The sequence below is a fragment of the Pseudomonas fluorescens genome (genome assembly GCF_902497625.1).
GTDB classification, from domain to species: domain Bacteria; phylum Pseudomonadota; class Gammaproteobacteria; order Pseudomonadales; family Pseudomonadaceae; genus Aquipseudomonas; species Aquipseudomonas fluorescens_BQ.
The window spans coordinates 19,481-45,311 of sequence record NZ_CABVGX010000002.1 but is presented as its reverse complement, the minus strand read 5'-3'; the positions used below and the strand labels follow the sequence as shown (position 1 = coordinate 45,311).

22 protein-coding genes and 2 pseudogenes are annotated in these 25,831 nt (G+C 55.5%); 7 read left to right on the top strand and 17 right to left on the bottom strand.

Features of this window, described 5'->3' with window-relative positions:
* Positions 1–140 precede the first annotated feature (140 nt).
* Complete coding sequence (locus tag F8N12_RS01555; RefSeq protein WP_150578842.1) at positions 141–917, bottom strand: SDR family NAD(P)-dependent oxidoreductase; 777 nt, start codon at positions 915–917, stop codon at positions 141–143.
* Between the two features lie 387 nt (positions 918–1,304).
* On the opposite strand from F8N12_RS01555, the gene F8N12_RS01550 reads away from it, so the two are divergent.
* Positions 1,305–1,997 carry a DUF421 domain-containing protein gene (locus F8N12_RS01550; protein WP_150578841.1) on the top strand — a complete coding sequence of 231 codons (693 nt, stop codon included), beginning with the start codon at positions 1,305–1,307 and terminating at the stop codon, positions 1,995–1,997.
* A gap of 517 nt (positions 1,998–2,514) precedes the next feature.
* Here the strand turns inward: F8N12_RS01550 and F8N12_RS01540 are convergent.
* The 3 genes from F8N12_RS01540 to F8N12_RS01530 all read right to left on the bottom strand — a co-directional run bounded on the left by F8N12_RS01540 (position 2,515) and on the right by F8N12_RS01530 (position 6,255).
* Positions 2,515–3,759, bottom strand: a complete 1,245-nt coding sequence (locus F8N12_RS01540; RefSeq protein WP_150578840.1) for a serine hydrolase domain-containing protein — start codon at positions 3,757–3,759, stop codon at positions 2,515–2,517.
* A 65-nt stretch (positions 3,760–3,824) separates the two neighbouring features.
* Positions 3,825–5,186 carry an NTP/NDP exchange transporter gene (locus F8N12_RS01535; RefSeq protein ID WP_150578839.1) on the bottom strand — a complete coding sequence of 454 codons (1,362 nt, stop codon included), beginning with the start codon at positions 5,184–5,186 and terminating at the stop codon, positions 3,825–3,827.
* Between the two features lie 22 nt (positions 5,187–5,208).
* Complete coding sequence (locus F8N12_RS01530) at positions 5,209–6,255, bottom strand: SDR family oxidoreductase (RefSeq protein ID WP_150578838.1); 1,047 nt, start codon at positions 6,253–6,255, stop codon at positions 5,209–5,211.
* Between the two features lie 161 nt (positions 6,256–6,416).
* Between F8N12_RS01530 and F8N12_RS01525 the strand changes: the two genes are divergently transcribed.
* Positions 6,417–7,319: a LysR family transcriptional regulator gene (locus tag F8N12_RS01525; protein WP_150578837.1), complete on the top strand. Its 903-nt coding sequence runs from the start codon at positions 6,417–6,419 to the stop codon at positions 7,317–7,319.
* Positions 7,320–7,888: 569 nt separating this feature from the next.
* On the opposite strand, the gene F8N12_RS01520 is transcribed toward F8N12_RS01525, so the two are convergent.
* Positions 7,889–8,851, bottom strand: coding sequence for a hypothetical protein (locus tag F8N12_RS01520; protein WP_150578836.1), 963 nt, complete (start codon positions 8,849–8,851; stop codon positions 7,889–7,891).
* 405 nt (positions 8,852–9,256) lie between these two features.
* Here F8N12_RS01520 and F8N12_RS27750 point away from each other — a divergent pair.
* The 3 genes and pseudogenes from F8N12_RS27750 (at position 9,257) to F8N12_RS01505 (ending at position 13,435) form a co-directional block, all read left to right on the top strand.
* Positions 9,257–9,465 (top strand): annotated as a pseudogene (locus F8N12_RS27750) (hypothetical protein).
* Between the two features lie 1,644 nt (positions 9,466–11,109).
* Positions 11,110–12,272, top strand: a protein-coding gene (locus F8N12_RS01510; RefSeq protein ID WP_150578835.1) for an IS3 family transposase whose coding sequence is annotated in 2 segments (ribosomal slippage) — positions 11,110–11,365 and positions 11,365–12,272 — 1,164 coding nt in all. Because the reading frame shifts where the segments join, the coding sequence is not laid out codon by codon here.
* 284 nt (positions 12,273–12,556) lie between these two features.
* Entirely contained in the window at positions 12,557–13,435 is an 879-nt protein-coding gene (locus tag F8N12_RS01505) for an alpha/beta hydrolase (RefSeq protein ID WP_150578834.1), read from the top strand.
* A gap of 31 nt (positions 13,436–13,466) precedes the next feature.
* On the opposite strand, the gene F8N12_RS27745 is transcribed toward F8N12_RS01505, so the two are convergent.
* The gene (locus F8N12_RS27745) at positions 13,467–13,733 is read right to left on the bottom strand and encodes a hypothetical protein (protein ID WP_150578833.1); all 267 of its coding nucleotides are present in this window, start codon (positions 13,731–13,733) and stop codon (positions 13,467–13,469) included.
* 386 nt (positions 13,734–14,119) lie between these two features.
* Between F8N12_RS27745 and F8N12_RS01495 the strand changes: the two genes are divergently transcribed.
* On the top strand, positions 14,120–14,530 hold the full coding sequence (locus F8N12_RS01495; protein WP_150578832.1) for a response regulator: 411 nt from the start codon (positions 14,120–14,122) through the stop codon (positions 14,528–14,530).
* 346 nt (positions 14,531–14,876) lie between these two features.
* On the opposite strand, the gene F8N12_RS01490 is transcribed toward F8N12_RS01495, so the two are convergent.
* Positions 14,877–15,143, bottom strand: a complete 267-nt coding sequence (locus F8N12_RS01490; RefSeq protein ID WP_150578831.1) for a DUF1652 domain-containing protein — start codon at positions 15,141–15,143, stop codon at positions 14,877–14,879.
* Positions 15,144–15,470: 327 nt separating this feature from the next.
* Here F8N12_RS01490 and F8N12_RS01485 point away from each other — a divergent pair, with 327 nt between their 5' ends.
* Complete coding sequence (locus F8N12_RS01485; protein ID WP_150578830.1) at positions 15,471–15,719, top strand: DUF6555 family protein; 249 nt, start codon at positions 15,471–15,473, stop codon at positions 15,717–15,719.
* A 405-nt stretch (positions 15,720–16,124) separates the two neighbouring features.
* Here the strand turns inward: F8N12_RS01485 and F8N12_RS01480 are convergent.
* The 10 genes and pseudogenes from F8N12_RS01480 to F8N12_RS01435 form a co-directional block, all read right to left on the bottom strand.
* A pseudogene (locus tag F8N12_RS01480) lies at positions 16,125–16,406 on the bottom strand (DUF892 family protein); the annotation flags it as partial.
* Between the two features lie 143 nt (positions 16,407–16,549).
* Positions 16,550–17,758, bottom strand: a complete 1,209-nt coding sequence (locus F8N12_RS01475) for an MFS transporter (protein ID WP_150578829.1) — start codon at positions 17,756–17,758, stop codon at positions 16,550–16,552.
* Between the two features lie 6 nt (positions 17,759–17,764).
* Positions 17,765–18,622 (bottom strand): cache domain-containing protein, encoded by an 858-nt coding sequence (locus tag F8N12_RS01470; RefSeq protein WP_150578828.1) that lies wholly within the window; start codon positions 18,620–18,622, stop codon positions 17,765–17,767.
* A gap of 79 nt (positions 18,623–18,701) precedes the next feature.
* A complete protein-coding gene (panC, locus tag F8N12_RS01465; RefSeq protein ID WP_150578827.1) occupies positions 18,702–19,553 on the bottom strand; it encodes a pantoate--beta-alanine ligase in 852 nt (283 codons plus the stop codon).
* Positions 19,554–19,557: 4 nt separating this feature from the next.
* Entirely contained in the window at positions 19,558–20,109 is a 552-nt protein-coding gene (locus tag F8N12_RS01460; protein ID WP_150578826.1) for a glutathione peroxidase, read from the bottom strand.
* A gap of 23 nt (positions 20,110–20,132) precedes the next feature.
* Complete coding sequence (locus tag F8N12_RS01455; protein ID WP_150578825.1) at positions 20,133–21,257, bottom strand: acyl-CoA dehydrogenase family protein; 1,125 nt, start codon at positions 21,255–21,257, stop codon at positions 20,133–20,135.
* A gap of 42 nt (positions 21,258–21,299) precedes the next feature.
* The gene (locus F8N12_RS01450; RefSeq protein ID WP_150578824.1) at positions 21,300–22,100 is read right to left on the bottom strand and encodes a crotonase/enoyl-CoA hydratase family protein; all 801 of its coding nucleotides are present in this window, start codon (positions 22,098–22,100) and stop codon (positions 21,300–21,302) included.
* A complete protein-coding gene (locus tag F8N12_RS01445; protein ID WP_150578823.1) occupies positions 22,097–23,170 on the bottom strand; it encodes an acyl-CoA dehydrogenase family protein in 1,074 nt (357 codons plus the stop codon). Before F8N12_RS01445 ends, F8N12_RS01450 begins: the two co-directional genes overlap by 4 nt.
* Positions 23,170–24,318: an acyl-CoA dehydrogenase family protein gene (locus F8N12_RS01440; protein WP_150578822.1), complete on the bottom strand. Its 1,149-nt coding sequence runs from the start codon at positions 24,316–24,318 to the stop codon at positions 23,170–23,172. Before F8N12_RS01440 ends, F8N12_RS01445 begins: the two co-directional genes overlap by 1 nt.
* A 111-nt stretch (positions 24,319–24,429) precedes the next feature.
* Entirely contained in the window at positions 24,430–25,737 is a 1,308-nt protein-coding gene (locus tag F8N12_RS01435; RefSeq protein WP_150578821.1) for an amidohydrolase family protein, read from the bottom strand.
* Between the last annotated feature and the right edge of the window lie 94 nt (positions 25,738–25,831).

Here is a 25,831-nt window from a genome sequence, read left to right as displayed (position 1 = left end):
ACAGGTGTCGGTCGCCGATGGAAACATTAAACCCGGCGCGAGGGCCGGGCTTGGAGAAGGTGGGCAGTGGGTCATCAAATCAAACGTTGCCGACGACCGACTGCTTCTCTTTCCGGTAACCGGAGGGACAGAAAGAAGCCTTAATGAGCTTTGTTTTCAACCAAGCAATTACCACCGTCTACCACAAGCAACTCACCCGTGATGTAGCTCGCGTCCGGTGAAGCCAGGAATGCAACGGCAGCGGCCACTTCGTCTGGTCGACCTGCCCTTCCAATGGGCGTAAAACGTCCTGCTCGCGCTTCATCCGGAGTGGTCGACCCTGTAGCAATCCAACCCGGCGCAACTGAATTCACGGTGATACCTGACTGAGCTACCTCAAGGGCGAGGCTCATACTCATCCCTACCATTCCAGCCTTTGCCGCACTGTAGGCTGCCTCTCCTGGGTTGCTGGCTCGTGTACCTGTGGTCGAACTGATGTTCACTATGCGGCCATACTCTCTAGCACGCATCCCCGGCAAAACACCGTGGGTTAACAGGAAAGCGGTCGTCAAATTCCTTGCAATGGAATGGTTCCAGGACTCGAGGCTCGTGCTGGATAGCTCGGCAAAATGTTCCGGGCTCCCTTGCATAGCCATTCCGGCGCAATTTACAAGAATATCTATGTGCCCCCACACAGCTTCAGCCCACTCGACGAACTCTCTAACCTGCGTTTCCTGAGTCAGGTCTACAGGCCGACCCTCTACTTCGAAGCCAGCGACGCGCAACTCTGCAACCCGCTCATTTATGCGTTCACTGCTCGCGGTAATGATTAGCTTGACCCCTTGAACGCCAAGACGACGGGCGATTGCCATACCAATCCCAAGCTCACTGCCCGCGCCGCTCACAAGCGCAACCTGACCTGTCAGACTTGAATACATAACCATTACCTTTGTCATAGGGTTGTGAGCGTGCACGCTACCAAAGGCGAGCAATAGCTAAATCCTGCATAACGGGCTACGGCAGCTGGTGTCCATGAATGGCGAGAGATTAGCGCCACCTGCCAGGTCTATGGGCACACAAGATGCAGATCCCCGCCGCGCATAGAGAGTTGAATACCTTCATCATCCGCAGCAATACCATGCGAAGAACTGTGCGAATTTGCAACTTTATCGTGAAGTCTGTAACGCAACCAATCTACTATCATAAGCTGACGCCGATGCTTAGCCGGCATCTTTAGGTACAGCAGCACCCTCTTGCGCTGCTTCATTGAAATAAAAAATTTCGCGATCGATTGACCAATTTTTCGAAACAGAACTGAGGTAATGATGTCTCCATTTGATCTGCAACGCATGTTGATAGACGAATTTCCACTATCGTTTTTGTTAGAAGTAGCTTTGCGAGCAACTTTTGCGTTCTTAGCAGTTTTTCTCTTTTTAAAATCCAGTGGTCGGCGAGGGATAAGGCAACTTTCGCTCTTTGAGCTCGTTGTCATTCTGACGCTGGGCTCAGCTGCAGGTGATGTGTCTTTCTACCATGACGTCCCGCTGCTGCCAGTCGCCGTCGTTTTCCTCACACTCTTGCTGCTTTACCGTATCACCGTATTGAGCATGACGAAGAGCAAAAAATTTGAAGCATGGATTGATGGTTTACCTGTAACTGTAATTAGCGATGGACTCTATGAAACCAAGGCTCTCGAGACGCTTAATATGTCATCGAGCGAACTGCTGATGGAGCTTCGGCAGCAAGGCGTTGAGCATTTGGGCCAGGTAAAATTGGGGCTGGTGGAAACTGATGGGGACATCAGCCTATATTTTTACGAACAAGAAGACCTGCGTCCTGGTTTATCCGTCCTACCCCCTGAACACCGTGAGGAGTTTAAAAAGTCACCCTCTTCAGCACTTTATTGCTGCGTGAAGTGTGGTTTCGGACAATTTATTCAAAAAGACCAGGGGGCCCTGTGCTCGCGGTGTGATCATGACATCTGGTCAATGCCACTGAACACTCGACGCTGTAGGTGATGATTGCTGGAAGCACTCCTATCAGGCAGCAGTCCAACGGCACAGACGCCAGCATTTCGGGGAGGCAACGCTACGGAGCCCGACTTTCCCGCTCCAGGCGCCACGAATTCCCATGGTACTGAAGCCTCAGGCATCCCAAAGGTGCAAATGCAGTTTCCAGGCGAGCTCGGAAGGATCCACCGTTACAGCTTTGGAATGTCGCCTGTGGCCTCCGCAAGCGTGGCCAGCGCCTCCTCCATACTTGCGATGTTATCTTGCAGCTTCTGGAAAACCAGAAGGAAAGCGCCGTCCACATCCATTGTCTGATGACCGCGAAGCGAGCCTGCTCTTTCGTTTTCCGTCTACTGGAGATTGTTCACGCTCTCTCGTACAGACAACAGTTGATCGAAGATAGCGGCGATTTGAGCTTGGCCCGGAGCGCGATCGACTTGGGCAATGACACTAACGCCCAAGCTCAGGGAACTACTGCACCTGCAGTCTTTCGCTGGTCGAGACTAATCTCATCCAACGCGCGTTCTTACTTCAACGCCGCCACTACGGCATCGAAGAACACCATCGGGTCGATCGGCTCTTTATCAACCGGTTTTGGCTGGGCACCGAAGGTAACGATCACCACGTTATTGGCGGGGTTGACGTAGATGTTCTGGCCCTGGATACCGACCGCCGAATAGGCGCCGTCTTTCACCGATGGCTCGGTCCACGCCGTCCACCACATGTAACCGTAATCCAGGGACTTGCCGCCTTTGAGGGTGGTCGGCAGCGTCGCCTCCTTGACCCAGCCCTCGGGCAGAATCGACGCGCCATTGATCTTGCCGCCATTCATGAAAAATAGCCCGAAGCGTCCATAATCGCGCAGCGTGGCGCTGATACCGCTGCCACCGATTTCCACCCCGTCAGGCGAGTCGAGCCACCAGCGGGCATCACTCTCCATGCCGAACGGTTGCCAGATCTTCTGCGATAGATAATCGGCCAGCGGCATCTTCACAGCGCCCCGCACGATCTCGCCCAGTACCTGCGTTTCGCCAGTGCTGTAATTGTTGACCGTGCCGGGCTCAGCTGCTCGCGGCAAACTGGCCATCAACGTCATGGCCGAACGCGGTTTCTGCGATATCTGCGCCTTAAGCAGTGCGCGACGATCGGACGCCGGATCGGTGTAGGTCTCGTTCCACTTCACCCCCGAAGACATCATCAGCACGTCGCGCACGGTCACGCCTTCGTAGGCGCTGCCCTTGAGCTCGGGCACGTAATCCACCACTTGCGCATCGAGGCCCTTGATAAGGCCGTCTTTGATCGCTGCAGCCGCCAGCGTGGAAGTGATGGACTTGGCAATCGACATCGACATCCAGCGGGTCTTCTCGGTGTTGCCGCGCTGGTAGGTCTCGAACACGACTTTGCCGTCCTTGAGCACGAGCATCGCGGTAATGCTGTCCAGTGCAATGAAGTCATAGAGGTCGTACTTTTTGTCCCCGACGGTGAAGCGCACGTTGGGCAACTGTTTGTCCGATTTCGCCAGCGCATACGGCTGATCGCCGGCCATGATCCTGTGTGTAGGAAACAGCCGATCGATGTTGCGGTAGGTACTGACCGCGAGATCGGGGAGCATGGCGCCATCATAGATCTGCTCCACGGTGCCAATCGGTTCCTGGGCGTGGGGATAATCGTCAGCCCACGCGCCCGGGGTGATACCCGCCGCGAGCAGACCCAGCGAGAGAAGCAGCGACCGACCCGGCGCAGCCGGACGAGCAATAGCAGATGAGTGCATAACCTATCCTTTTTTTGTTTTTGCCCTTCACGGACGTGGGGACACGCGCCCGCTTGGACCATAGCCTACTCATTGCATTTGCGCGCGTCTGCCGCAGCCATGCGTCGATAAAGGCTCGCCTGCTTCGGCTCAGCAGTCGAGCGTTGGCTCAGCGCGTCAGCCTGCCTGCCGAGGTACCAGCCAAGCGCGCCCCACAGCAATGCGCAGGCTGCGCCTACCAGTGCCACCATTACTGCGCCCTGACTGAACATGTCCAGGGCAGTCTTCAGCCACCCACTAAGCGCGTCGCCCGCCCGGTAGACGACAGTATCGATAAAGCCTTTCGCCTTGTATTTACTCTCGGCGTCCAGCGGTGCGAAGAGCATTTCCCGGCCAGGCCTGACGAAGGCGTACTCACCGATGCGCCTGACGATCATCAACGCCGCCAACATGGCGAACGTGGGGGCCAGGGCGAGCCCGATAAAGCCCACGCAGACCAGCATCGGTACGATCGCCAGCAGCGCGCGCACACCCAGTTTCTGAGCGATGCGCCCGGTGATAAACAACTGCGACAGCAAGGCACCGGCCTGGACGATCACATCGATGATGCCGAACACCCAGATCTGCGATTCGCGATCAGGAAAATGCTCGGCGACCAGGCGTGCCTGCTCGAAATACAGCAAGGTCGTCACGGTAGCGAGCAGCACGACAAAAACGGCAATTGCCGACAAGTACGGTGACTTGAGGACGCGGGTCAGACCACTGAACGGGTTACCCCTCACCGGCTTGCTGGTGCTCTCGGCAAGAGGCGCGCCCGGTCTGCCGACGCCACCGATTTCCCGCCAGCGCATCAGCGGCGCTTTCAGGCTAAGGGCGACACCCAGAAGCACGGCCGCCAGCAGCACGAGCCCGGACTGGCCTATGATCCCCACCAGCAGTGCACTCATTGCCGGCCCGACCAGGCCACCAACACTGGCGCCCGCAGCGATGAAGGCAAACAACCGCTTGGCCTGATGCCCGTCGAAGACATCGGCCATCAGGCTCCAGGCCACCGAGACCACGAACAGGTTGTAGACCGAAATCCACACGTAAAACACCCTGGCCAGCCAGACGTTGTCAGCGCTGAGCTGAAACAGCGCGGCGAACGCCAGCAGGTTCAGAAAGAAGAATCCGTAGACCCAGTCGACGAAGTGAATACGCGGGACGCGGGAGCTGAGCCAGCCGAACAACGGTACGGCCACCAGCATGACCACGAAGGTGGCGGTGAACAGCCATTGCAGGTTCTCGATCCCGGCCATGATGCCCATCGACTCGCGAATCGGCCGCAACATGAAATAGCCGCAGAACAGGCAGAAAAACAAGGCGAACCCCGCAAGCGCGGGATTCAGTTCGTGACGTTCGGCGTTGATGGCGACGCCGAGGCGCTGCATCAGAATTGCTGACAGCATGATGACTCTCCTGATGCGCGACTCAGTGGAAGCTGACACCGGTCAACTGTTCGCTTAGCGTCCACAGGCGAGTGGTAGCCACAGGGTCCCTGGCCGCTGCCGGTACGCTGGCAAGCCCCAGAGGACCGCGCTTTTCCTCTTCACCAATCGGGCCGTAATAGGCGCCCGGCTGAGCATCGGGCGCAGTGGCTGCGTAAAGCGTCGGCAGCGCACCCTGTGCGGCGGAGTGATAGCGCTCGCGATCCTTGGCCCAGTTGCGCCCGAATTCGCTATCCAGGCCCGGGCCGCGCCTGATCAGCTCAGTCACCGCCACACCAGGGTGCGCGGCCATGCTCTGAATCCCCCAGCCTTGCGCCTCGCTGCGGCGTTGCAGCTCGAAGGCAAACATCAGACTGGCCAGCTTCGACTGGGCATAGGATCGAAATGGGTTATAGGCCTGGTCAGCCTGCAGATCCTCGAAATTGATGCTGCCACCGGCGGCCGCGATGCTGGACAGCGTCACCACCCGCGCGCCGTCGCTTTTGCGCAGTAGCGGCAGTAGATGCGCGGTCAAGGCAAAGTGGCCCAGGTAATTGGTAGCCAGTTGCAACTCGAAGCCATCTGCGGAGGTACCACGCTGTGCGGGGGACATGATCGCTGCGTTATTGATCAGCCCATCGAGGTGCGGCAAGCTGGCGTTGAGGCGTTCGCCCAACGCCTGAACCGAGGCCAGACTGGCCAGGTCCACCGCTTCGAACTGCACGTGGGCGTCAGCTACCTCCTGCTTGATGCGGGCAATTGCTTCCTCGCCGCGCTGCGGATTGCGGGCGGCGATCACGACCCGAGCGCCCGCTGCTGCCAGGGCTTTGGCATCCTCGTAACCCATGCCGCTGGTGCCGCCAGTCACCAGGAAAATACGCCCGCTCTGCGAGGGCATGTCCGCCAGGCCCCAATCCGGCTTGGGCAGGCTTTGCGCCACGGCACTTCCTGCTTCAAGCACACAGCTAATGGCCAGGCCAAGCGTCATCAAGGTATTGCGCCACGCCGAGCGGGCAGCACGTAGGGGTTGCATCTGCAGAGTGTTCGTCATTGTTGGATCCTCTCGCGGGTATTGACCTGATGTACCGCGACAAAGCAGTACGTCGACGTGAGGCATTGTTCACCCGTGGATTGCTGGCGATAAGCCGTACTGAAATGGACGCTGTGTACGCCCAGACGTACAATCCGTACCTTCCTCTTTGGAGAGCAGCCATGCGCCAGCCCAACCCGACCGATGTCGCACTCTTCGCTGCAGTTGTGGAGGCTGGCGGTTTCCGGGTGGCGGCGCAGAAACGTGGCATGTCGGCTTCATCCATCAGCGATGCTGTACGCCGGCTGGAAAGCGAACTGGGCGTCAGGCTGCTCAATCGCACGACCCGCAGCGTAATCCCCACGGAAGTCGGTGCCCGCCTGCTGGAGCGGCTACGCCCGGCGCTCGAGCAAATAGACGCAGCCTTTGGCGACCTCGATGACAATGCGCTGAGACCGGTAGGTACCTTACGCCTTAACGTCCCGGTGCCCGTCGCTCGTTTCGTACTGCCCAAACTCATCCCCGAATTTCTGGAGCGCTACCCTGGCGTAAGCATCGAAGTGACGATGCAGAACACCTTCATCGATGTCATCGGCGCCGGCTACGACGCGGGCGTGCGCTACGAGGAAAGTCTGGCCAAAGACATGATTGCCGTGCCCATCGGCCCGCGTCGACAGCGTTTCCTGGCTGCTGCATCGCCCGGTTATCTGGAGAAAAACGGCACACCGCTGCACCCGCGCGACCTTCTCGACCACCGCCTGATCGGTCATCGCTTCGAGAGCGGCAAGCTGGGCGTGTGGGAATTTGAAAAAGACGGCACCACCATTCGCGTACCTCCGCAGGGACCGCTGCTCAGCTCATCCCAGGACCTGGAGGTGGGCGCTGCGTTAGGCGGTGTCGGTATTATCTACACCTTCGAGGAATACCTTGGGCCGTTGATCAAGCAGGGCACGCTATTACCGGTACTGGAGGACTGGTGGCAGGCATTCGACGGGCCTTATTTGTACTACAACGACCGTAGGCATGTGCCCTCGCCGCTTCGGGCGTTTATAGATTTTTTGAAAGTTGAGACGGTGTCGATGTAGAGCGTGGCAGTCGTGCTGAGGTTGCCTTGCAGGGGGCGGAATTCTGGCATGGAAATATTCTCTTGAGTTAAGAGCTACCACCCATCGCGGCTAAGCAAATCAGGTGGCAGCCGTACGCGGGTTAGCCGACCGGACAAGAGAATCCGGCACACCCGAAGGTGTCCCACGCACGACCGCCATAAATAGAAACACAGGCAGCAAAAAGCGCCTCCATTTCGGCGGCGCTCGTGCACTCTTGTTCGACCGGCTAAAGTCGATCACCGATGTGTCGGCGACGGGCGAACTATAGGTGAGTGAATGGGTGATGTAAAACCTGGTTGATGCGTTTCGGAGACGTCCTACAACGGGGGACATGCATCACTCGATGATTTGTTTTAGACAGTATGTCCCGCATGGCTTGGCTGTATCCTAAGCACAAACTTTCAATTGCTATTCGTGAGTGCCACTGCCTGCACCGGTGTCAATCTCGCTGTCGCAGCGGGCAGCTATCGGCCAATAGCAGCCTCTCAATGCGTCGAATAAAACTGGCGGCAATTAGAAAGCTAAAGGGGACAGATGCTGGCGCTTACTTAACCATCTTCGGAGGACCTATCCCCTGAAGCCGGCATGTTTACGCAAAATTTAGCTTCAAATATGGAATCGATTTCCTTAATTACTTCATAGCACTTAAATGCGATCCAGCAGTGCACGACTGATACGAACATCGATAAAGAAAGAAATACTGCAATTACTAAGTCGGAACCATCATAGCTGTCCAGTCCGGTATAAGTTCCAGACCCCACAACTCTAAGCTGTAATATGGGCCAATACCCAATCAGCGTTGCCGTCACAATCGTTATAAATGGAAACCACATAGATAGTGCACGAATCCGTTTGGCGAATATATTACCACCTACCTCTGAATAGGTAAGAAACACTGTGTTTAGCTGAGCTACTTTGATGACATCTAAATCCCCGTGAAGGCAGAGTGATGAGAGGGCGGCGTGAACGCCTCGAAGATTCATCCATATTCCAATAACGATAAACATCGACATCATAGCCATGACAATGACGAAGTCGTTAGAAGGGACATTCATATTCAATACAGGAATAACCCTTGCAGGAAGTTTGTCACCGTATAAAGTATTTTCGTTTATTGTTAATTCTCGCTCCAATCTCGAGAATTTCTTGATAACCTCCATGAATGGGGTTGATAGTAACGAGTCGCGCACCTTGTTTGATATCCCCAAACAAGCTTCGTTTTCATTTATTATTTTATTTTTGAGTTTTTCGCGCTCATCTTCACTTTTATCTGGAAGGATCAGTAATTCATTAAATACTGTGCCCTCGCACACTCGCAATATTGTGATTTGATTAACAAAGCGATTGTAGTAAATACCTTGCAGTTGTTGGTTCTGGAGGCTGAAATTTTCCAGATATATGTGCAATAATATTAGGACAGATACAAGCACAGCTGCATTGATGAGCCAGCGCATGCGAGTGGTTGCAGCTTTGAAAAAGGTCAACTCTTCCGAAAGTATGTCCACGGTCATGACGCATTCCCTTTCTATTTGTAAAATTATAGCATGGATACATTAAATTAAAGCGGAACACTTTCACCTAAACTAATACAGTCTAGTAGATCCCTTTATCGCTAAGACGTGACCGACTCTAAATCTTTAGTAGGGATTTAAGAATCTGTCAATAAATCAGCCCTTTTGAAGCGTTACGATTAGAGGGGGGGCAGAATTATTGAATGTCTTTAACTCGCCCCACAGCAGTCCGCAATTGGCAGGCTGCCCGGCGTGAAAGGCTGCAATGGGCCTGATTCAGCCGGTCGTGGAAGGCAGAGATCGGCCAAAAGCGGGTGTTGAGTTTCAGCGTTCACTTTAGCCATACCCATCCAATCTCTCCTATATTTTTACTGCTACGCTGTCCTATTCCACGGAGGATTTGCGATGCAAAATTCAGATCTGCTGCCTTCCTTATTGTTCAAGATCAATCAAAACCAGTTTGTCCTTGAGGCCGCTATTATGGAACTGACACTGTGGTTAGAGCGGCTGGGATCGGGCGAGGTTGGGTGTGATGTACGACGTGCACTTGAAACGATCAGAAAAACGAAGAGTTCATCAACATGACGCCTGCGATGTTGATGGCACCAGCGTGAGTCCAAGGTTGTAAAACGATAGAGAGTTGATCTATGCCTCCAATGCCTTTTTACCTCGACTGGCAGTTTTGGTCAGCAGCCGCGGCGTTTACTGCACTGATACTTTCACAACTCTCTCCCATTCACATATTATTTCGACGAGCGAAGCTTCAATGCGAGGCATTCACACGCCTCCACATCACCCATAAGGTTGGAAACCCGAATGCACAGTGGCACCTTATTATTGAGACACTGGCGGAAGATCAATTCGCTTAAAATCGATCTCTTTGACGTTTCGCCGAACTGGCGGTGCAATCTTTACACTCCCAGCCCGGAATTACCTCAGAACGCCTGATGCTACCGAGAACTTCATGCTCACCCCATTTCGTCTAGCTCCAGGGGAAGAATGGGCACATGTACTCATGTTCTTCAATCTCTATACGCGTGATGATGAGGAAGAGTATAGGCGACTTGAGTCTGCAATTCGTACGGACATTCTTGGATAAAAAGAAATTCCAGAAAACAAGGAGCGCCTTTGTGAAGCGTCTCCCGCTAGCGGAGAACCTGCAATGTCCTTCTTCAAAAAGCATTTCAAGTGGGAACCAGGCGAGTATGAGCTAGATCTTACGGTCGAAACCGACCGCAAAGAAACAAATTTGACAGCCAATACTTATTCTCATTGTTCGAATCTGAATCTGAGGAATTACGGGATTATAGCAACGGCTATAAGCATGACGCCGGGGTCTACTGGGTTTCGACAGCTCAACCAAGGCTAATTGTTCCAGTGAGAGAGAGAAATAATGACTGTACGGAACAATTATACATGGGTGAACTGGTCATGCAGCAAAACAACATACCTAGCATGAGTCGAACCTTTTCCAAGGTTCGACTCATCCCCGCCACCGACCACCGTTCTGGGCCCTGACCAGCTATTTCCATTGGATTTAACCAGTACGCTTTTCGTGGCCTTGGCCGGCAGATTGGCAAATAGCGGTCCTTCAGGCTTGGTATGGCGGCTGCCTACGTTCATTGGGAACTAAAAAACGAGGAGCGTGGCTTGGCGCGAGGACGGGTATAGCCGGTCCGACAGCCACGTCCGGATACTGAATAGCAGTTTTCTAAACAAAGCAAGCTTTACTCAATGCATCACGTTGGCTACACATAAGCTGAAGGAGCGGCAGTTTATGCTAGTGAATACCGGAATTGTAGGGCCTGGATCACTTGCTTTCCTCGCTAGCAGGGGGGGGGATTGATGAAGGAAGAATTGAGCAGTGGTGTCGTGCCCCCGTACCATGTAAAGGATCACCTGTTATGACTACTTATCAGCAGAATGGACTACCCCTCAAAATCACTAGCGGACGTGCATGCCATTCCGCGTAGCGTTTCATTGCACTCCTGTTCCCCAGCTTCATCTTTTATCAACGAGCATATATCTCCGGACACCATAACAGCGTTAGGACAGCTTTCATCTTTTAACTCTCGATCGGACCCAGTCTTATTTAGCGCATAGTAGTAAGTGTTATAATCTCCTGATTTTCCATAATAATATTGCTCTATTCGGCACAAGGATTGCCCCCAATGCAACTCATTATTGGAATATTTGTAGTGGTCTAATGAAACCGGACACCCATTTAGGCGAGAATGCTCGCCAGATCGAGGTGTCAGATGACCAAACAACGCCGCTCCTTTACTCCTGAATTCAAGCGCGAGGCCGCAGCCCTCGTGCTCAAACAAAACTACAGCTACATCGAAGCCAGCCGTTCACTAGGCATTGGTGAGTCGGCATTGCGCCGCTGGGTTGACCAGATTCAGAAAGAACATAAAGGCATCACCCCGCAGAGCAAGGCGCTGACGCCGGAACAGCAAAAAATTCAGGAGCTGGAGGCCCGGATCGCTCGGCTTGAGCGAGAGAAATCCATATTAAAAAAGGCTACCGCGCTCTTGATGTCGGAAGATCACGAGCGTTCGCGCTGATTGCCCAGTTGAGCGCCCATGAGCCGGTTGATTGGCTGTGCAAGGTGTTTGACGTCACTCGCTCGTGTTACTACGCCCAGCGCCTGCGGCGCCGCACGCCCGATGTTGAACGGCTTCGATTACGTAGTCGCGTCAGTGAGCTGTTCTCGCAAAGTCGCAGCTCCGCGGGCAGTCGTAGCATTCTGTCGCTGATGCGTGAAGACGGTGAGCAACTCGGTCGATTCAAAGTTCGTAGCTTGATGCGCGAGCTTGATTTAGTCAGCAAACAACCCGGCTCCCATGCCTACAAACGAGCAACAGTAGAAAGACTGGATATCCCGAACACATTGAACCGCGAGTTCGACGTGCCAGCGCCTAATCAAGTCTGGTGCGGCGATATCACCTACATTTGGGCTCAAGGAAAGTGGCATTACCTGGCTGTCGTCCTAGATCTTTGTACGCGTCGGATCGTGGGCTGGGCGCTGTCGGAAAAGCCAGACGCTGAGCTGGTGATCAAAGCGCTGGATATGGCTTACGAGCAGCGTGGCAGGCCTTCGGATCTGCTATTCCACTCGGACCAGGGATCGCAATATGCAAGCCGACTCTTTCGCCAGCGGTTGTGGCGATACCGTATGCGCCAGAGCATGAGTCGACGAGGAAACTGCTGGGATAACGCACCGATGGAGCGCGTATTTCGCAGCTTGAAAACAGAATGGATACCAACCGTGGGCTATCGAACTGCGCAGGAAGCACAGCGCGATATCAGCCATTTTTTGATGCATCGGTACAACTGGATTCGACCTCATCAATTCAACGATGGGTTGGCACCAGCGCGGGCCGAGGAAAAACTTAACGTCGTGTCCGGGATTAGTTGACCACTACAGTATGCACTGATCGTCTTGCAGGTTTGTCTTTTCCTCATAAACCTTAGGGGGCTCCGGAAAAACTCGAAGGAGAAGGAGAATGAGCAGTGTCCGGACTGACGGTGGCCAGCGGAATCGCTTTCTTTGCCGTCCGCACTCAGGAAGCGATCGATAAAAAGTTCAGGTGTGCAGCTACGCTAAAACCTTTTAGTAAACGTCCCAAGCCCCAGGGGACATGATCCAGTTGCTAGGGTCATTGTGAATCTAAGAACAGTGGAACCCGCTGAGGATATTGGATGTTCGACGACTTTTCTCTTGATACCGTAAGACTTCCAGAAGCGACCCTAAGAGTCAGACACGGTGGCAGCGGTTCTCCCGTTTTATTGCTCCATGGGCATCCCAGGACTCATGCGACCTGGCATCGCGTTGCCCCACTCTTGGCAAAAAATCACTATGTAGTCTGCCCAGACCTTAGAGGGTTTGGGCAGTCATCGAAGCCTGAGGATACATTTGATCATGCGGGCTCCTCAAAGCGCGCCAAGGCCCGTGACTGCATCGCCTTAATGCGCCATTTGGGTCATGAACGATTCGCCGTGATAGGCCATGATCGAGGTTGTTACACCGCCTTTCGCACCGCCATGGATCACCCCGAAGCCATTACACATCTCGGCATATTGGACGGCGTACCGATCCTTGAGGCTCTTGAACGCTGTAACGCCCAATTCGCGACGAAATGGTGGCATTGGTTCTTCTTCGGGCAACTAGAAAAGCCAGAACAGGCAATCTTGGCTGACCCTGATCGGTGGTACGGGGGTACCGCCGAAGCAATGGGTGTGGAGGCCTTTAGAGACTATCAAGCAGCTATCCATGACCCAGCGACCGTTCACGGCATGGTAGAAGATTATCGAGCGGGGCTTGGAATAGATCGTGCTCACGATGAGGCCGACCGCCGCGACCGCCGCCGGATTAAGTGCCCTACAATGATTTTATGGTCGCTACGTGATGACCTTGAACTTCTATACGGCGATATCCTAGCCGTTTGGGAGCCATGGACAACAAAGCAGCATGGTCATGGCCTCGACGGTGGGCATCACATGGCGGAGGAAATACCCGACGAACTCGCAAGAGAAATCATTCAGTTCCTGCGTGAAGCCCAATCCTTCAGTTCACAATAACTGAGCCGCTTCAGATCACGCGGGCTGAAAGTCATCTGCGCAAAGGATCGCGGCTAGATGATTTAGATGCATTGAAATTCTTCTTAAAGCCTCGGGCATTCATCCCCAATAGTATGCATTCAAGGAGGATAAGCGCGTAGGCGTCGGCGTGAAGCCCCCAGATAACCCAAAGCGCATTGCTAAGGATGAACCCCCAAAAAGCGATCATCCGCCGGTGCGCTCGTTGCGAACCGATAAACCATGCAGAGGCTACAGTTATCACCATTGCTGGCCATTGCACCCAATCGACGTACTCCAAATTCAAATCTCCAGCACGTGCTTTAAGTCAAAGAGAGCCGCCGGCACTAATATGTGGATCCAGAGCAGGCAATCCTAGTGAGCCACTCAGATTGGTCAGATCGCCAATTCTCCGCGACATTTTGTGATCCTTGCGAGCGCTGGTGATCAAGCTCTGGCTATCAAGGTTATTGGCTCCAGTAGTCGACCTGGTTCCATTCAATTAGGTTTAAAAATATGCGAAGCCGCGGCCGATATCGGTGTAGCCCCTACGTTTTTTCAAATCGCACGTCTGTGATTGAGTCATCAAACGGAGTGCCTCGAACACCACAGAATACTCAAACGCGAATACACTCAGGTACTGACTCATCAGACGCGGGTTTGCCCCGCCCGGCTAAGGAATTTTGATTGATTGTCACGTGGGAAGGTTTTTTGCCAATCGAGGGATTTGTAATCGTCATCGAAGACGATCCGACATTGCGAGCGCTGATGGAGGAAATCGTATCGGACGTCGGAGGAACGGCTATCTCGTTCGGCACTGCCGATGACGCTTTAACCTATCTGCTTCAAACTCATGAGCAGTGTCGTCTCGTGATCGTAGACTATGGCCTCCCCGGCCAGATCCAAGGGATCGAATTTATCGAAATGGTTGGGAGTCGATGGCCTTCAACTTCGGCAATCCTTACCTCAGGATATTTGATAGACCCTGAGACTATCCCTGCCTCTAGTATCTACCTGCACAAGCCATGGTCACTGGATGATTTGGTTAATGCCATGGCGTCTCTGCTGCAGCCTGGCTGTACGGTTCATAAAGCCTGACTAACGGTATCGAAGAGGGAATCCGGGCGCGAGCGGCTTACTCCTCCCATCAACAGCTTGGTCAAGGCCCCCTCTATCTCGTCAGCGGCGCCATCTTTGTGCTCAGTGAGTGACCAGCGCCAGTAACGATCTGTCATCAGGCCACCTACCGCTTCTGCGCATAATGCGTCACAGCTAACACCCATCTTTGTGGCTGAGGCAATGACTGCCAAAAGTGCCTGCTCAAGCTGTTGAGTTCTATCGGGGGACACGAGTCCGGCTCCATGGAAAATGAAGCCACAGTATGAGCTGATATCAGTTTGATATCAAAGATGGCTTGGTTGCTAATTCTCCCGCAACTATCCGCTCAACGCCCCTGAGCACTGCGATCGCTTGATTCGAAGCTAATTTTGCGTGCGGTCATCTCAGTGCGAAGCTCGCCTATCAGATTGGCAATCGCACGGCTCGAATTAAGCGGCGTCGTTGACACCCCCGTCACCAACAGCTCAACACTGCCGGATGAAGGGTCGGTGACCTTAATCAGCAGCGAACCATCCACGTTCAGCGAGCATATGCAGGACAGAGGCAGGAAACTGCACTCAATAATATGTCGGAGCTCGAGAGCGGAGATCATCACGTTCGTCCTAGGGGCTGGGTTCATCAATTGTTGTCTAAAAGCGGATATGGTCAAGTCTTCTTTTGAGCATTATCCAACAAAGCATTTCACAATTACTTGCGCTGAAACGTTGCAGCTCTCTGAGTGCACTGTAGAGCGTTTTCAAAAATCTACTTATCGGTCTAACCGCTCTAAAACGCAGTTTTTCAGGGTGCGTACCAGAAAACGAAGCGATGCTGAGCGCAGATAGCCAAGCCGAAGATTTATTCAAAATCCACGCTGAAAAAACGTTGGAATTTTTTCGGCTGTAACCACTCAGTTGCTTATGAGCCTAAGGAGGAACTCATGAGCCAGACAGATATTTTTGTCATCGAATACAAACTTCACGGGCACCCAAAGTCATTCGTCATCCGCCCAAAATCAATGCGTAATGTTGATGCTTGGCATTGGGCAAGTTGCGATGCCGGTATAGCCTCAATTCCTAAGCCTGGTAAACCTCCATCGAAGGTCGTGTCAAAACCTCAAGCCGAGAGGTTCGGTGTGACAGACGTTAAATGGCGCGTGACAGCTGCGTTGGTATGGACGGAGGCATAGATTGGCCAGCGACGTCGCAAGCAACTTATCCACTGAAGAAGACGGCGAACACGCCAGGATCAGTGCACTGCTTTCTGAAGCGGGGAACCCGATGAGGCGGCGCTACGACTATACGAACAAAGCCGCGGCGACATGGACACGCAGCTCCGTTTAAATGAAATCAAAGTCCGCGCGGAGCCGAGCATTTTCGCATCTCGCGCAGTGAGATCAGTTTCGCTTGACAGAGTGGTCAAACTCCTCGGCAAGTCGGGTAGTCCTGGAAGGTAATGGATATGAAGTCATGCAAAAACACGGTGACGGTGTGCGGACCGCCACCGAGTAGATGACTTCTACATCAACCTACTAGCATTTCTTTTCCAGAGTTGCGGCTTGATTACCACCTTGCTCCGCAATCTTGCTCAGCTTCTAGTCAGCGGCTTTTTCTTCAGCAAGCGTTGCCGCCAACAGAACTGCAGCATCATCAAGTTTGAGATGTTTTGCCATCGCTATCAGGGTGCCATAAGCAGCAATCTCGTAGTGCTCCACCTTTTGAGCTGCACCAATCAACCCGGCATCGAGGACGGCCCCCTTTTCGATCTCTTCCAGGAGCTCTTTAGACTCTTCGATCAACCCCTCCATTGCTACGCATTTCATACGCTTCAATTTTATTCCGGTCAGCTCAACCAGCTGATCAATGCGCTCGATTTGATTGCAACGGCGCCAGCTGGCGGCTGATCGTCGAGTTGGTGATTTAGAGCGCCGGAGACGCACGGGTCAGGCTGCCTAGCTCCGACAAGTTGATGAAGATCCTCAGAGCCTTTGTGTCCATCCCGGAACACTCCTGTGTTGAGTCAATGATGTATGGGTTCACTCCGCCAACATAACCCGATCACCAGAACAAAACCGCCTGCCGACATCACTGCGGCACAGAAAAATAGGGCGGCGTAGCCAAAACCTGAAGCGATAAGCCCCATGACCGGGCCCGCTACCCCTACTGCAACATCAAAGAACAACGACAGGCCACTGAGCGCCGAATTGCGGTTTGCCGGTGGCGTGCGTGCCAATGTCTCCACTCCGAGACCCGGGTAGACCCATGACACCCCTGCCCCAGTCAGCACACCGCCGGCAATCGCCAAGGCGGGAGACGGTGCGAGCCAGATCAACAGCATGCCCAACGTTTGGACAAGCAGGCAGCCAGCCACCACTTTGTAGCCCCTGAATCGTTGCAATATCCCCGGTGATGACAAGCGAGCGAGGATAAAACCAACCCCAAAACCACTCAGGCACCAGGCGGCGTAGTCCCACCCCAAGCTGTCAAAGTACAGCGCTACAAACGCGGTCAATCCGCCAAATCCGACTGAACTGCAGATCAGCACCAGGCCATTGGGCATGACTGTGAACAGCACTCGATGGAACGCCATGCGCGTACCTGCAATCAAGGGTGCGGGGCGTTTGCCTAGTGCCAAAAGCAGAAACGTAAAGCCCAGCAATACGGTGCACAGCCCTACACTCACAATCCCCAGCGAATAGCCAAGCAGCACACCCAACGGCGCGCCGACGGCGGTCCCGCCATAGGCCGCGATGCCGTTCCACGACATGACCTGGGCTGCCCGAGGCGCACCACATAACCCGATCGCCCACGTGCAACAAGGTGTGGAGATCATCGCCGTGGAGGCTCCCAACACCAGTCTCCCCAGCATCAACAGGGTCAGGATCAACCACCAGGGCTGACCAGGCAGAAAGAGTGCGAGCGCCGTCAGCGCGCCGCTCAACATCAATCCGCTGAGCCCGCACACCACCGCGTATTTGGCCCCCAGCCGGTCCGCCACGCCACCGGCCAGCGGGCGCGCCAGAAGTGTTGCCAGGTACTGTGAACTGATCACGATACCCGCAAAGACCGAGGTCAGCCCCAGGTCATTGAGGACGAATCCCGGTAACACCGCAAGCGGCAGGCCACTGCAGACGTAGGATATGAAGTTGAAGACGATGATGGACAGGATCAGCCCGCTACTGGGGATTGCCTTATCGCTGTCACGGCTTAGCGCACTGGCTTCGCTCATCATCGGTCACTTGATTGCATAACTGCCCACTGCAACGATGTAGCCGTTCACTCGCTGCACGAACGTTCGTTTGTACTCATTCTGCCCCGTCATAGGGTTGCGCCATTGGTAGGTGATCTCCCCGGTTTCATGAGCGTTCATCAGCTTGAGTATTTCTTCGCCAATCGGCTTGCCGTCGGTTGAACGCAAAGACTTGAAGTCGGTGCCGATTAAACGCGGCGTAAACCCGTGAGCGACAAACCGCTGGGTTTTGTGGTCCACCACAAAGGCGTACAGATCGTCCTGAGTCAGCGTCTTGTCGTGCTTGTTGATGAGTACCAAGGTGGCTTTTGCATCGCTGGCAACTTGCCCGGAAATCTGCTGCAGCAATGCCTGTGCCTGTTCGGGGCTGGACCGTGGCATGTAGTAACCCACAGAGATCACACGGTCCTTGATACGTTGGTAGAATACGCGTTTGCGTTCGACCTTGCCGTGTTGCCAGTTCCACCAGCGATATTCGGCGCTGTGCACAACACCGTCGTCGGGCCGCGAGATGGCTTGCTGGAAGGCGGCCTTGAGGTCGTCGTCGAGCACGCTGACCACCGGTTTACCGACCAGTGAAACTGAAGGCCCGCCGCTGGCGAGCATGACACCTGAGGTATCGACCACGTAGATGTACAACTCGCCATCGACATAAGCACCCTGCCGGCTGAACTCTGCCAAGGCGCTGTCGCCCTTTGCTTTATAGGCTGCGACGGCTTTTGCCAGCAAGGCATTGGCACGCCGGGTGTCCGCGTCGTAAGCATCCGGGGGCGCCGGTTGAGCGGCGGCGACGAAGGCGACAAGGCACAGGCCTAGCACCGCGAAAGTTCGATAAAGGCTCATTATTGTTATTCCTCTGCTGATCTTTCTGATGTCACGATGGCCTGGGCAGGCGGGTCTGGCAGCTGTCATGTTTGATGAGTCACCGTAAGTCCACGGTCAGATTATCGATAAGGCGGGTGGTACCAATGCGCGCCGCCACCAGAAGTACCAGCTGTGCAGCCCCCTCCTTCGCCGGGCTCAAATCCTGCGCATTGCGGATTTCGAAGTAGTCCAGATCCACGCCGGCATCGATCATGCTTAGCCGACATGCCTGAAGCAGCGACTCGTCCACCTGATGCAGTTCGCGAATTGACGCCGCCATTTGCTTCAAACTCGCGTAAAGGACGGGGGCGATTCTGCGTTGCTGTTCACTGAGGTAGCCGTTGCGCGACGACAACGCCAGGCCATCCGCCGCCCGGATGGTCGGCGCACCGACAATATCGGTGAGCATGTTGAGATCCCTGACCATCGAGCGAATCACGGCCAGTTGCTGATAATCCTTCTCGCCGAAAACCGCGACGTCAGGCTGCACAATGTTCAGCAACTTGGCGACGACCGTCGCCATGCCATCGAAGTGACCAGGACGTGCTGCGCCGCAGAGTCCTTCTGAGACCCGCGGCACACTGACGATGGCCTGGTTGCGCATTCCATCCGGATAGATCTGTTCCACCGCAGGAGCGAACAGCACATCACAGCCGGCGTTGACCAGTTTCTCGCGGTCGGCATCGGGTGTGCGCGGGTAATTGGCCAGATCTTCGTTGGCGCCGAACTGCAGCGGATTGACGAAGATACTCGCCACCACAACATCAGCCCGCTGTCTTGCGCAGTGAATCAGCGCGATATGGCCGTCATGCAAGTTGCCCATGGTCGGCACCAGGGCGACTTTCTTTTGCTCACCCCGTGCACGGGCGACCAGCGCACGAAGCGCGCTGATCGTTTCGACTGTCTGCACTGCTTCAGACCCCTTGGGCTAATTGGGCGTCGATTGCTTCAAGCAGACGAGGATCATCAGCGGCAACGTCCGGCGCGAAACGAGCGACAACGTTGCCCTGACGATCAATCAGGAATTTTTCGAAGTTCCACAGCACTTCCGTGGTGTCTTGCGACTCGACGCCATAACCCTTGAGCCGTTCGCGGAACGGGCCTTCACCGGTAGACTCGGGTTGCGCCGCAGTCAACTCGGTGTACAGCGGATGCTTGTCCGCGCCGGTTACCGAGATTTTCGTGAACAACGGAAAGTGAACGTCGTAGTTGGCGGAGCAGAAATCAGCGATCTGCGCGTCAGTACCGGGCTCCTGCTCCTTGAAATTGTTGGCCGGGAAACCGAGCACCTCCAACCCCAGGGATTTTTTGCTCTGGTAGAGTTTTTCCAGGCCTTCGTACTGCGGGGTCAGGCCGCATTTTGAAGCGACGTTGACCACCAACAGGACTTTGCCGCGATAGTCGCCAAGACGGGTGGAGCTGCCATCGATCTGCTTCAGCGAAATATCGTAAAGGGAATTACTCATCTGTCTGCCTCATGCAAGTGTGTTTAAAGGGTACGTCCGATAATTTCTTTCATGATCTCCGAAGTGCCGCCGTAGATGCGGGCTACGCGGGCATCAACCCAGGCGCGGCTGATCTTGTATTCGCTCATGAAGCCGTAGCCGCCATGCAGTTGCAGGAACTCGTCAAGCAGTTTGCCCTGCATTTCCGAGCCCAGCAGTTTGGCCATTGCCGCAATTTCAGGGGTCAGCTCGCCGCGCATCACCTTGGCCAGGCAGTCGTCGACGAAGACCCGCAACATGGTGGCCTGAGCCTTGGCGTCGGCCAGTTTGAAACGGGTGTTCTGGAAATCCAGTACCGGTTTGCCGAATACCTTGCGTTCGCGGGTGTAAGTGATGGTCTCTTCGAGCAGAGTATCGATCGACTGTGCGGCGCGAATGGCGATGATCAAACGTTCCCAGGCGAGTTGATGGGTCAGGTATTTGAAACCCATGCCCTCCTCCCCCAATCGGTTGCCGACCGGTACACGCACTTCATCGAAAAACAGTTCGGCGGTGTCTTGCCCTTTCAGGCCGATCTTTTCCAGCAGACGTCCTTTCGCGAATCCTGCACGGCCCTCCTCGACGCAGATCAGGGTCAGTTCCTTGGCGGCAGGATCCATTTTTGTCGCAGTCACCACCAGGCCGGCGTTACCGCCATTGGTGATGAAGGTTTTCTGGCCGTTGACGATGTAGTCGTCACCGTCAACCCGGGCCGAAGTGCGCATCGCTCGCAGGTCGCTGCCAATGCCCGGTTCGCTCATGGCAATCACGCCGATCAATTCGCCGCTGACCATGCGTGGCAGCCATTGATGCTTTTGTTCTTCTGAACCATAGGCAACGATGTATGGGGTGACGATTTCAGAGTGCGTGGTAAAACCCACAGCGGTGGCGTTGGCGCGCGCCAGTTCTTCGATCATGACCGCCGAGTGACCGAAGTCGCCGCCCGGGCCACCGTACTCTTCGGGCACCGTGGAGCATAGCAAGCCATTCTCTCCGGCCTTCAGCCAGACTTCCTTGGGAACAATGCCGTTTTTTTCCCACTCATGCAGATAGGGCACGACTTCACGGTCGACGAAACGCCGGGCCTGATCACGGAACATGTTGTGGTCTTCTCGAAATACGCCACGCATTTTGCTTACTCCTGATCGATTCTTGTTGTGGGCATTGAGTGATCAGCGGTCCTGATAATGAGGATCGCGCTTGTCGACAAAAGCCGCCACGGCTTCCTGATGGTCTTCGGTGTGATGCGCCAGGGCCTGATAGGCCGCCGATAATTCCAGCAGTGAATCCAGACGCATATGCTGGCCTTCACGCAGCAAACGCTTGCACAGGCGCAACGCATGGCCCGGGTTGCTGGCGATGCGTCGCGCCAGTGCCTGTGCTTCCGACTGCAGGGTTTCGTGGGTGCAGACTTGCTCCACCAGCCCCCAGTCCAGCGCTTTGGCGGCATCGATCGCGTCACCGGTAAACGCCATCAAACTGGCCTTCGGAATGCCGATGATGCGCGGCAACAACCACGCGCCACCGTCGCCCGGCACAATCCCCAGGCGCACGAAACTCTCGGCAAAGATGGCCTTGGGCGCTGCCAGGCGGATATCGCACATGCACGCCAGATCCAGGCCCGCGCCAATTGCCGGGCCGTTCACTGCAGCGATCACAGGAATATCCAGCTCATAGATCGCCAACGGAATTCGCTGGATGCCATCGCGGTAGGTGTTGCGCAGTTCGTACGGCGAGCCGGCGAAGATGCCGCCGCGCTCATGCATGTCCTTGACGTTGCCGCCGGCACAGAACGCGCTGCCATTACCGGTGAGCACCATGACCCGTACCGACATGTCACGGCGCAGGTCTGCGCAGAGGTCGACGAATTCCTGAATCTGCTCGTGCGTTGTCAGTGCATTGCGGGTGTCGGGATGGTTCATGCGCACGGTGACGATGCCGCCCTCGCGCTCAATCTGCAGGAAGGCGCTCATACCGGGTTACTCGATAGGCGGGTTAAAGGTTGCTGGCCATGGCTGGTCAATAACGGCCAGTAACCAACGCTGCCTGCCAGGCATATCTGCATACCGAGGCGCTGACTCCAGAGGCTGGCGGAGCCGAACTCGCTGCGCCACGCCCACAATCGACGGGTGAGCAGATGCAGCGGATATTCTTCGGTAAAACCAATGGCGCCATGCACCGAATGGGCAATACCGGCGCCAACGCTCGCCGCCTCTGCCGTGCTGATTTTTGCAGCGGCGATGGTGAACGCGGCAAGGCCACCAGCGGATTCGCTGAAGGCCGCCTCGGCGGCTATGCCTGCAGCGGCAGCCTGTTCGGCGAACACAGCCAATTGTTGCTGGATCGCCTGGAACGAGCCGATGGCCTTGCCGAACTGTTTGCGTTCGCCAGCGTAGCTGGCTGTCATGTCCAGCAGTGCGTGCAGGGCTCCGGCAGACTGCGCCGCACGTAACATGGCGCCGCCCAGTTCCAGCACATCGACGTGAAGCCCGTTCGGCAGCGGCGCATGCGCCAATACCTGAACTCCGGTGAAGCCAAGGTCATCACGCGGTTCGCCCGCCACGTTCAGGCTCAACGTCAATTCGCTCGCACTGCTGCGCGGCAGCAGCACTACATGCGAGGCGCCGGCGGAGTCACGGGCGACAGCGACTACCGCTTCGACATTGCGACCCCACGGCACCGAAAAAACGCTGCCATGAACACGTTCACCATCGAGTACGAGCTCGGCGCTGGCGGCGACGCTGATTGCGCCCGCCCTGCCCTCAAGGCCCGCTGCGCTCAGCAGCCAGTTGCCCAGCAGCGCTTCAGCCAGTGGTGCGGGAACACAATAGCGACCGGCAGCACGGACCAGTACATACATATCGGCCCAGCTGGCTTCGGCACCGCCGAGCGCTTCGCTGACCCCCGCCAGGGTAAAGCCCGACTCATCCAGCGCGGCCCATAACTCGGCCGGCCATTCACCGCCTTCGCAGCTCATGACATAAGCCGGTGTAGCCAGATCGGCGAACAGGCGTTCAATCGTGGTTTCAAATATCTTGCGCATTATCGCAACCCCAGGCCGCGGGCAATGATGCCGCGCAGAATTTCGCGGGTGCCCCCACGCAGTGAGAATGACGGCGCCATCTGGGTCAGGTAGGCCAGCACGCGCGCATGCTCGCTGCCGCCGTCCTGCCGTGGCTCGGTTTCCAGCAGCAGCTGGGCAACCTCTGGGATTTCCTGTTCGAAGGCATTGCCGAGGTCTTTCACGCACGAAGCCGCCCAGGCGGGATGTTCACCCGCGGCCAACTGAGCCGTGACCGACAAGGACATGTTGCGCAAGGTCAGCAATTTGGCAGACATGCGTCCGATCTCTCGCGCCTGCAGCGCGTCAGGCGACTTGCCCAGCGCATCGATCAATGTTTTCAACAAGGCCATGCAACTGAGGAAACGTTCCGGGCCGCTGCGCTCGAACGCCAGTTCGGCGGTGACCTGATCCCAGCCCTTGCCTTCGGTGCCGATCAAAGCGTTGCCAGGCAAGCGCACATTGTCAAAGAACACTTCGTTGAAGTGTTCACCGCCGGCGAGGTCTCGAATGGGCCGGATGGTGATGCCCGGCAAGCTCAGGTCGACAATGAATTGCGACATGCCTTCATGCCGGGCCGCTTGTTTTTCACCGGTACGCACCAGGGCAATCATGTAATGCGAGTGGTGCGCATTGGTGGTCCAGACTTTCTGCCCGTTGACCAGCCAGCTGTCGCCATCACGCACGGCAGTGCTTTTGATCGACGCCAGATCTGATCCCGAATTGGGCTCGCTCATGCCGATGCAAAAGTAACTCTCACCCCTGCAAATGGCCGGCAGATAATCCTGCTTTTGTTGTTCGGTGCCAAAGCGGTTGATCAGCGGTCCACTCTGCCGGTCGGCGATCCAGTGGGCCGAGACCGGTGCGCCGGCAGCCAGCAACTCTTCGATGATCACATAACGGGCAAACGGCCCGGCTTCCCGGCCACCGTAGACTTTCGGCAACGCCATGCCGACCCAGCCTTCGGCGCCCAGTTTTTTGCTGAATTGCGCATCGAATCCCATCCAGGATTGAGCGCTCAATAGGGGTGGGTAATCGGCCAGGGTGTCGCGAATGAACGCTCGCACTTCTGGGCGAAGCGCTTGCGCCTCGGGAGGGATACTGCTGTAGGAAAATTGACTGATGGCCATATGCGCTCTCTAACGGCTGAACACTGGCGCAATCGCTTCGGACGAAGCGACCACTGAACCGCAACCGCCCCGCAGTCGCCGTTGGCCGACGACTGCAGGAACAGCGGCAACTTACAACGCGGTTTGCGCGTCAGCCTCGGCAAACATCGCATTGATGTCGCCGGAGGTAACAGGCTTGTTGTCCTGGCGACCGTGATCGGCACCACCCAGACCCAGGGCCGGCTCGATGCTGACGTGCGTGGCTTGCGCCCGCAGTGCAGCAACGGTGCAGTTTTCACGACCGTGGATGGAGAACGGGTCGAAGGAAAACTCGCGCATTGCGTTCAAGTGAGTGACCTTGTCGATCATCTCTTTAGGTAGGTGTTGCAAACCTTCCCATGCGGTTTCCGGCGAGTTCGGCCAGGTGCAGTCGGAGTGCGGGTAATCGCTTTCCCAAGTAACCATCTCGGCGTTCAGGTAATCGAGGTTCTTCAGGCCGAAGTTGTCCTCGATGAAGCAGGTGATGAAGTGTTTGTTGAAGATGTCGCTGGGCATCTTCCCTTCAAAGTTGGAGTTGGTCCACGCGTTGTGATGACGGTGGGTGAAGTCGGCACGCTCCAGCAGATAAGGAATCCAGCCGATCCCGCCTTCGGAAAGGGCCATGCGCAGTTCCGGGAATTTCTTCCACATCGGTGCCCAGATCCAGTCAGCGGCAGAGTTGGCGATGGAAATCGGCATGGAGGTGATCCAGGCGTCGATTGGCGACAAATCCGAAGCGTGCTGGGCTTTTACGCCGGTACCGATATGGCAGCAGATCACGACTTTGTTGTCGCTGCAGGCTTTCCACAGCGGGTCCCAGTAATCACTGTGGATCGATGGGTAACCATGAATGGCCGGGTTGTCCGACAGCGACAGCGCATGCACACCCTGTTTGGCCAGACGCTCTACTTCGGCAGCAGCGGCTTTCATGTCCCACCACGGCACGATCATCAGCGGGATGAAACGGCCCGGTGCGGCGTTGCACCAATCGTGCAAATGCCAGTCGTTGTAAGCTTGGATCGCGGCCATCGACACGTCGCGGTCGGCGTGCATCTGAAAACGCTGGCCGGCAAAGCCCGGGAAGGTGGGGAAGCACAATGAGCCAAGTACGCCATTGGCGTTCATGTCGTCGACGCGGTCCTTCACGTTCCAGGTGCCACGGCGCATCTGGTCGTAGCCCAACGGCTCCATGCCGTATTCCTCTTTAGGGCGACCAACCACGGAGTTGAGGCCCATGTAGCCAGTGGCCTGCTCCTCGAACACCCATACATCGCGATCGCCTTTCTTGACCACATGAGGCTCACGCCCCTTGAAGCGCGCAGGCATGTGGCGAGCGAAAGCGTTTGGCGGCTCGATCGCGTGGTCATCGACACTGACGAGAATCAGATCTTCAACTTTCATTGTTTTCCCCTTCGCATTCGGGCTTGTTGTTGTGCCTGAATCATAGTGCACATCCTGCTTTAATTAAACACATTTTTTGAATGTGTTCATATTA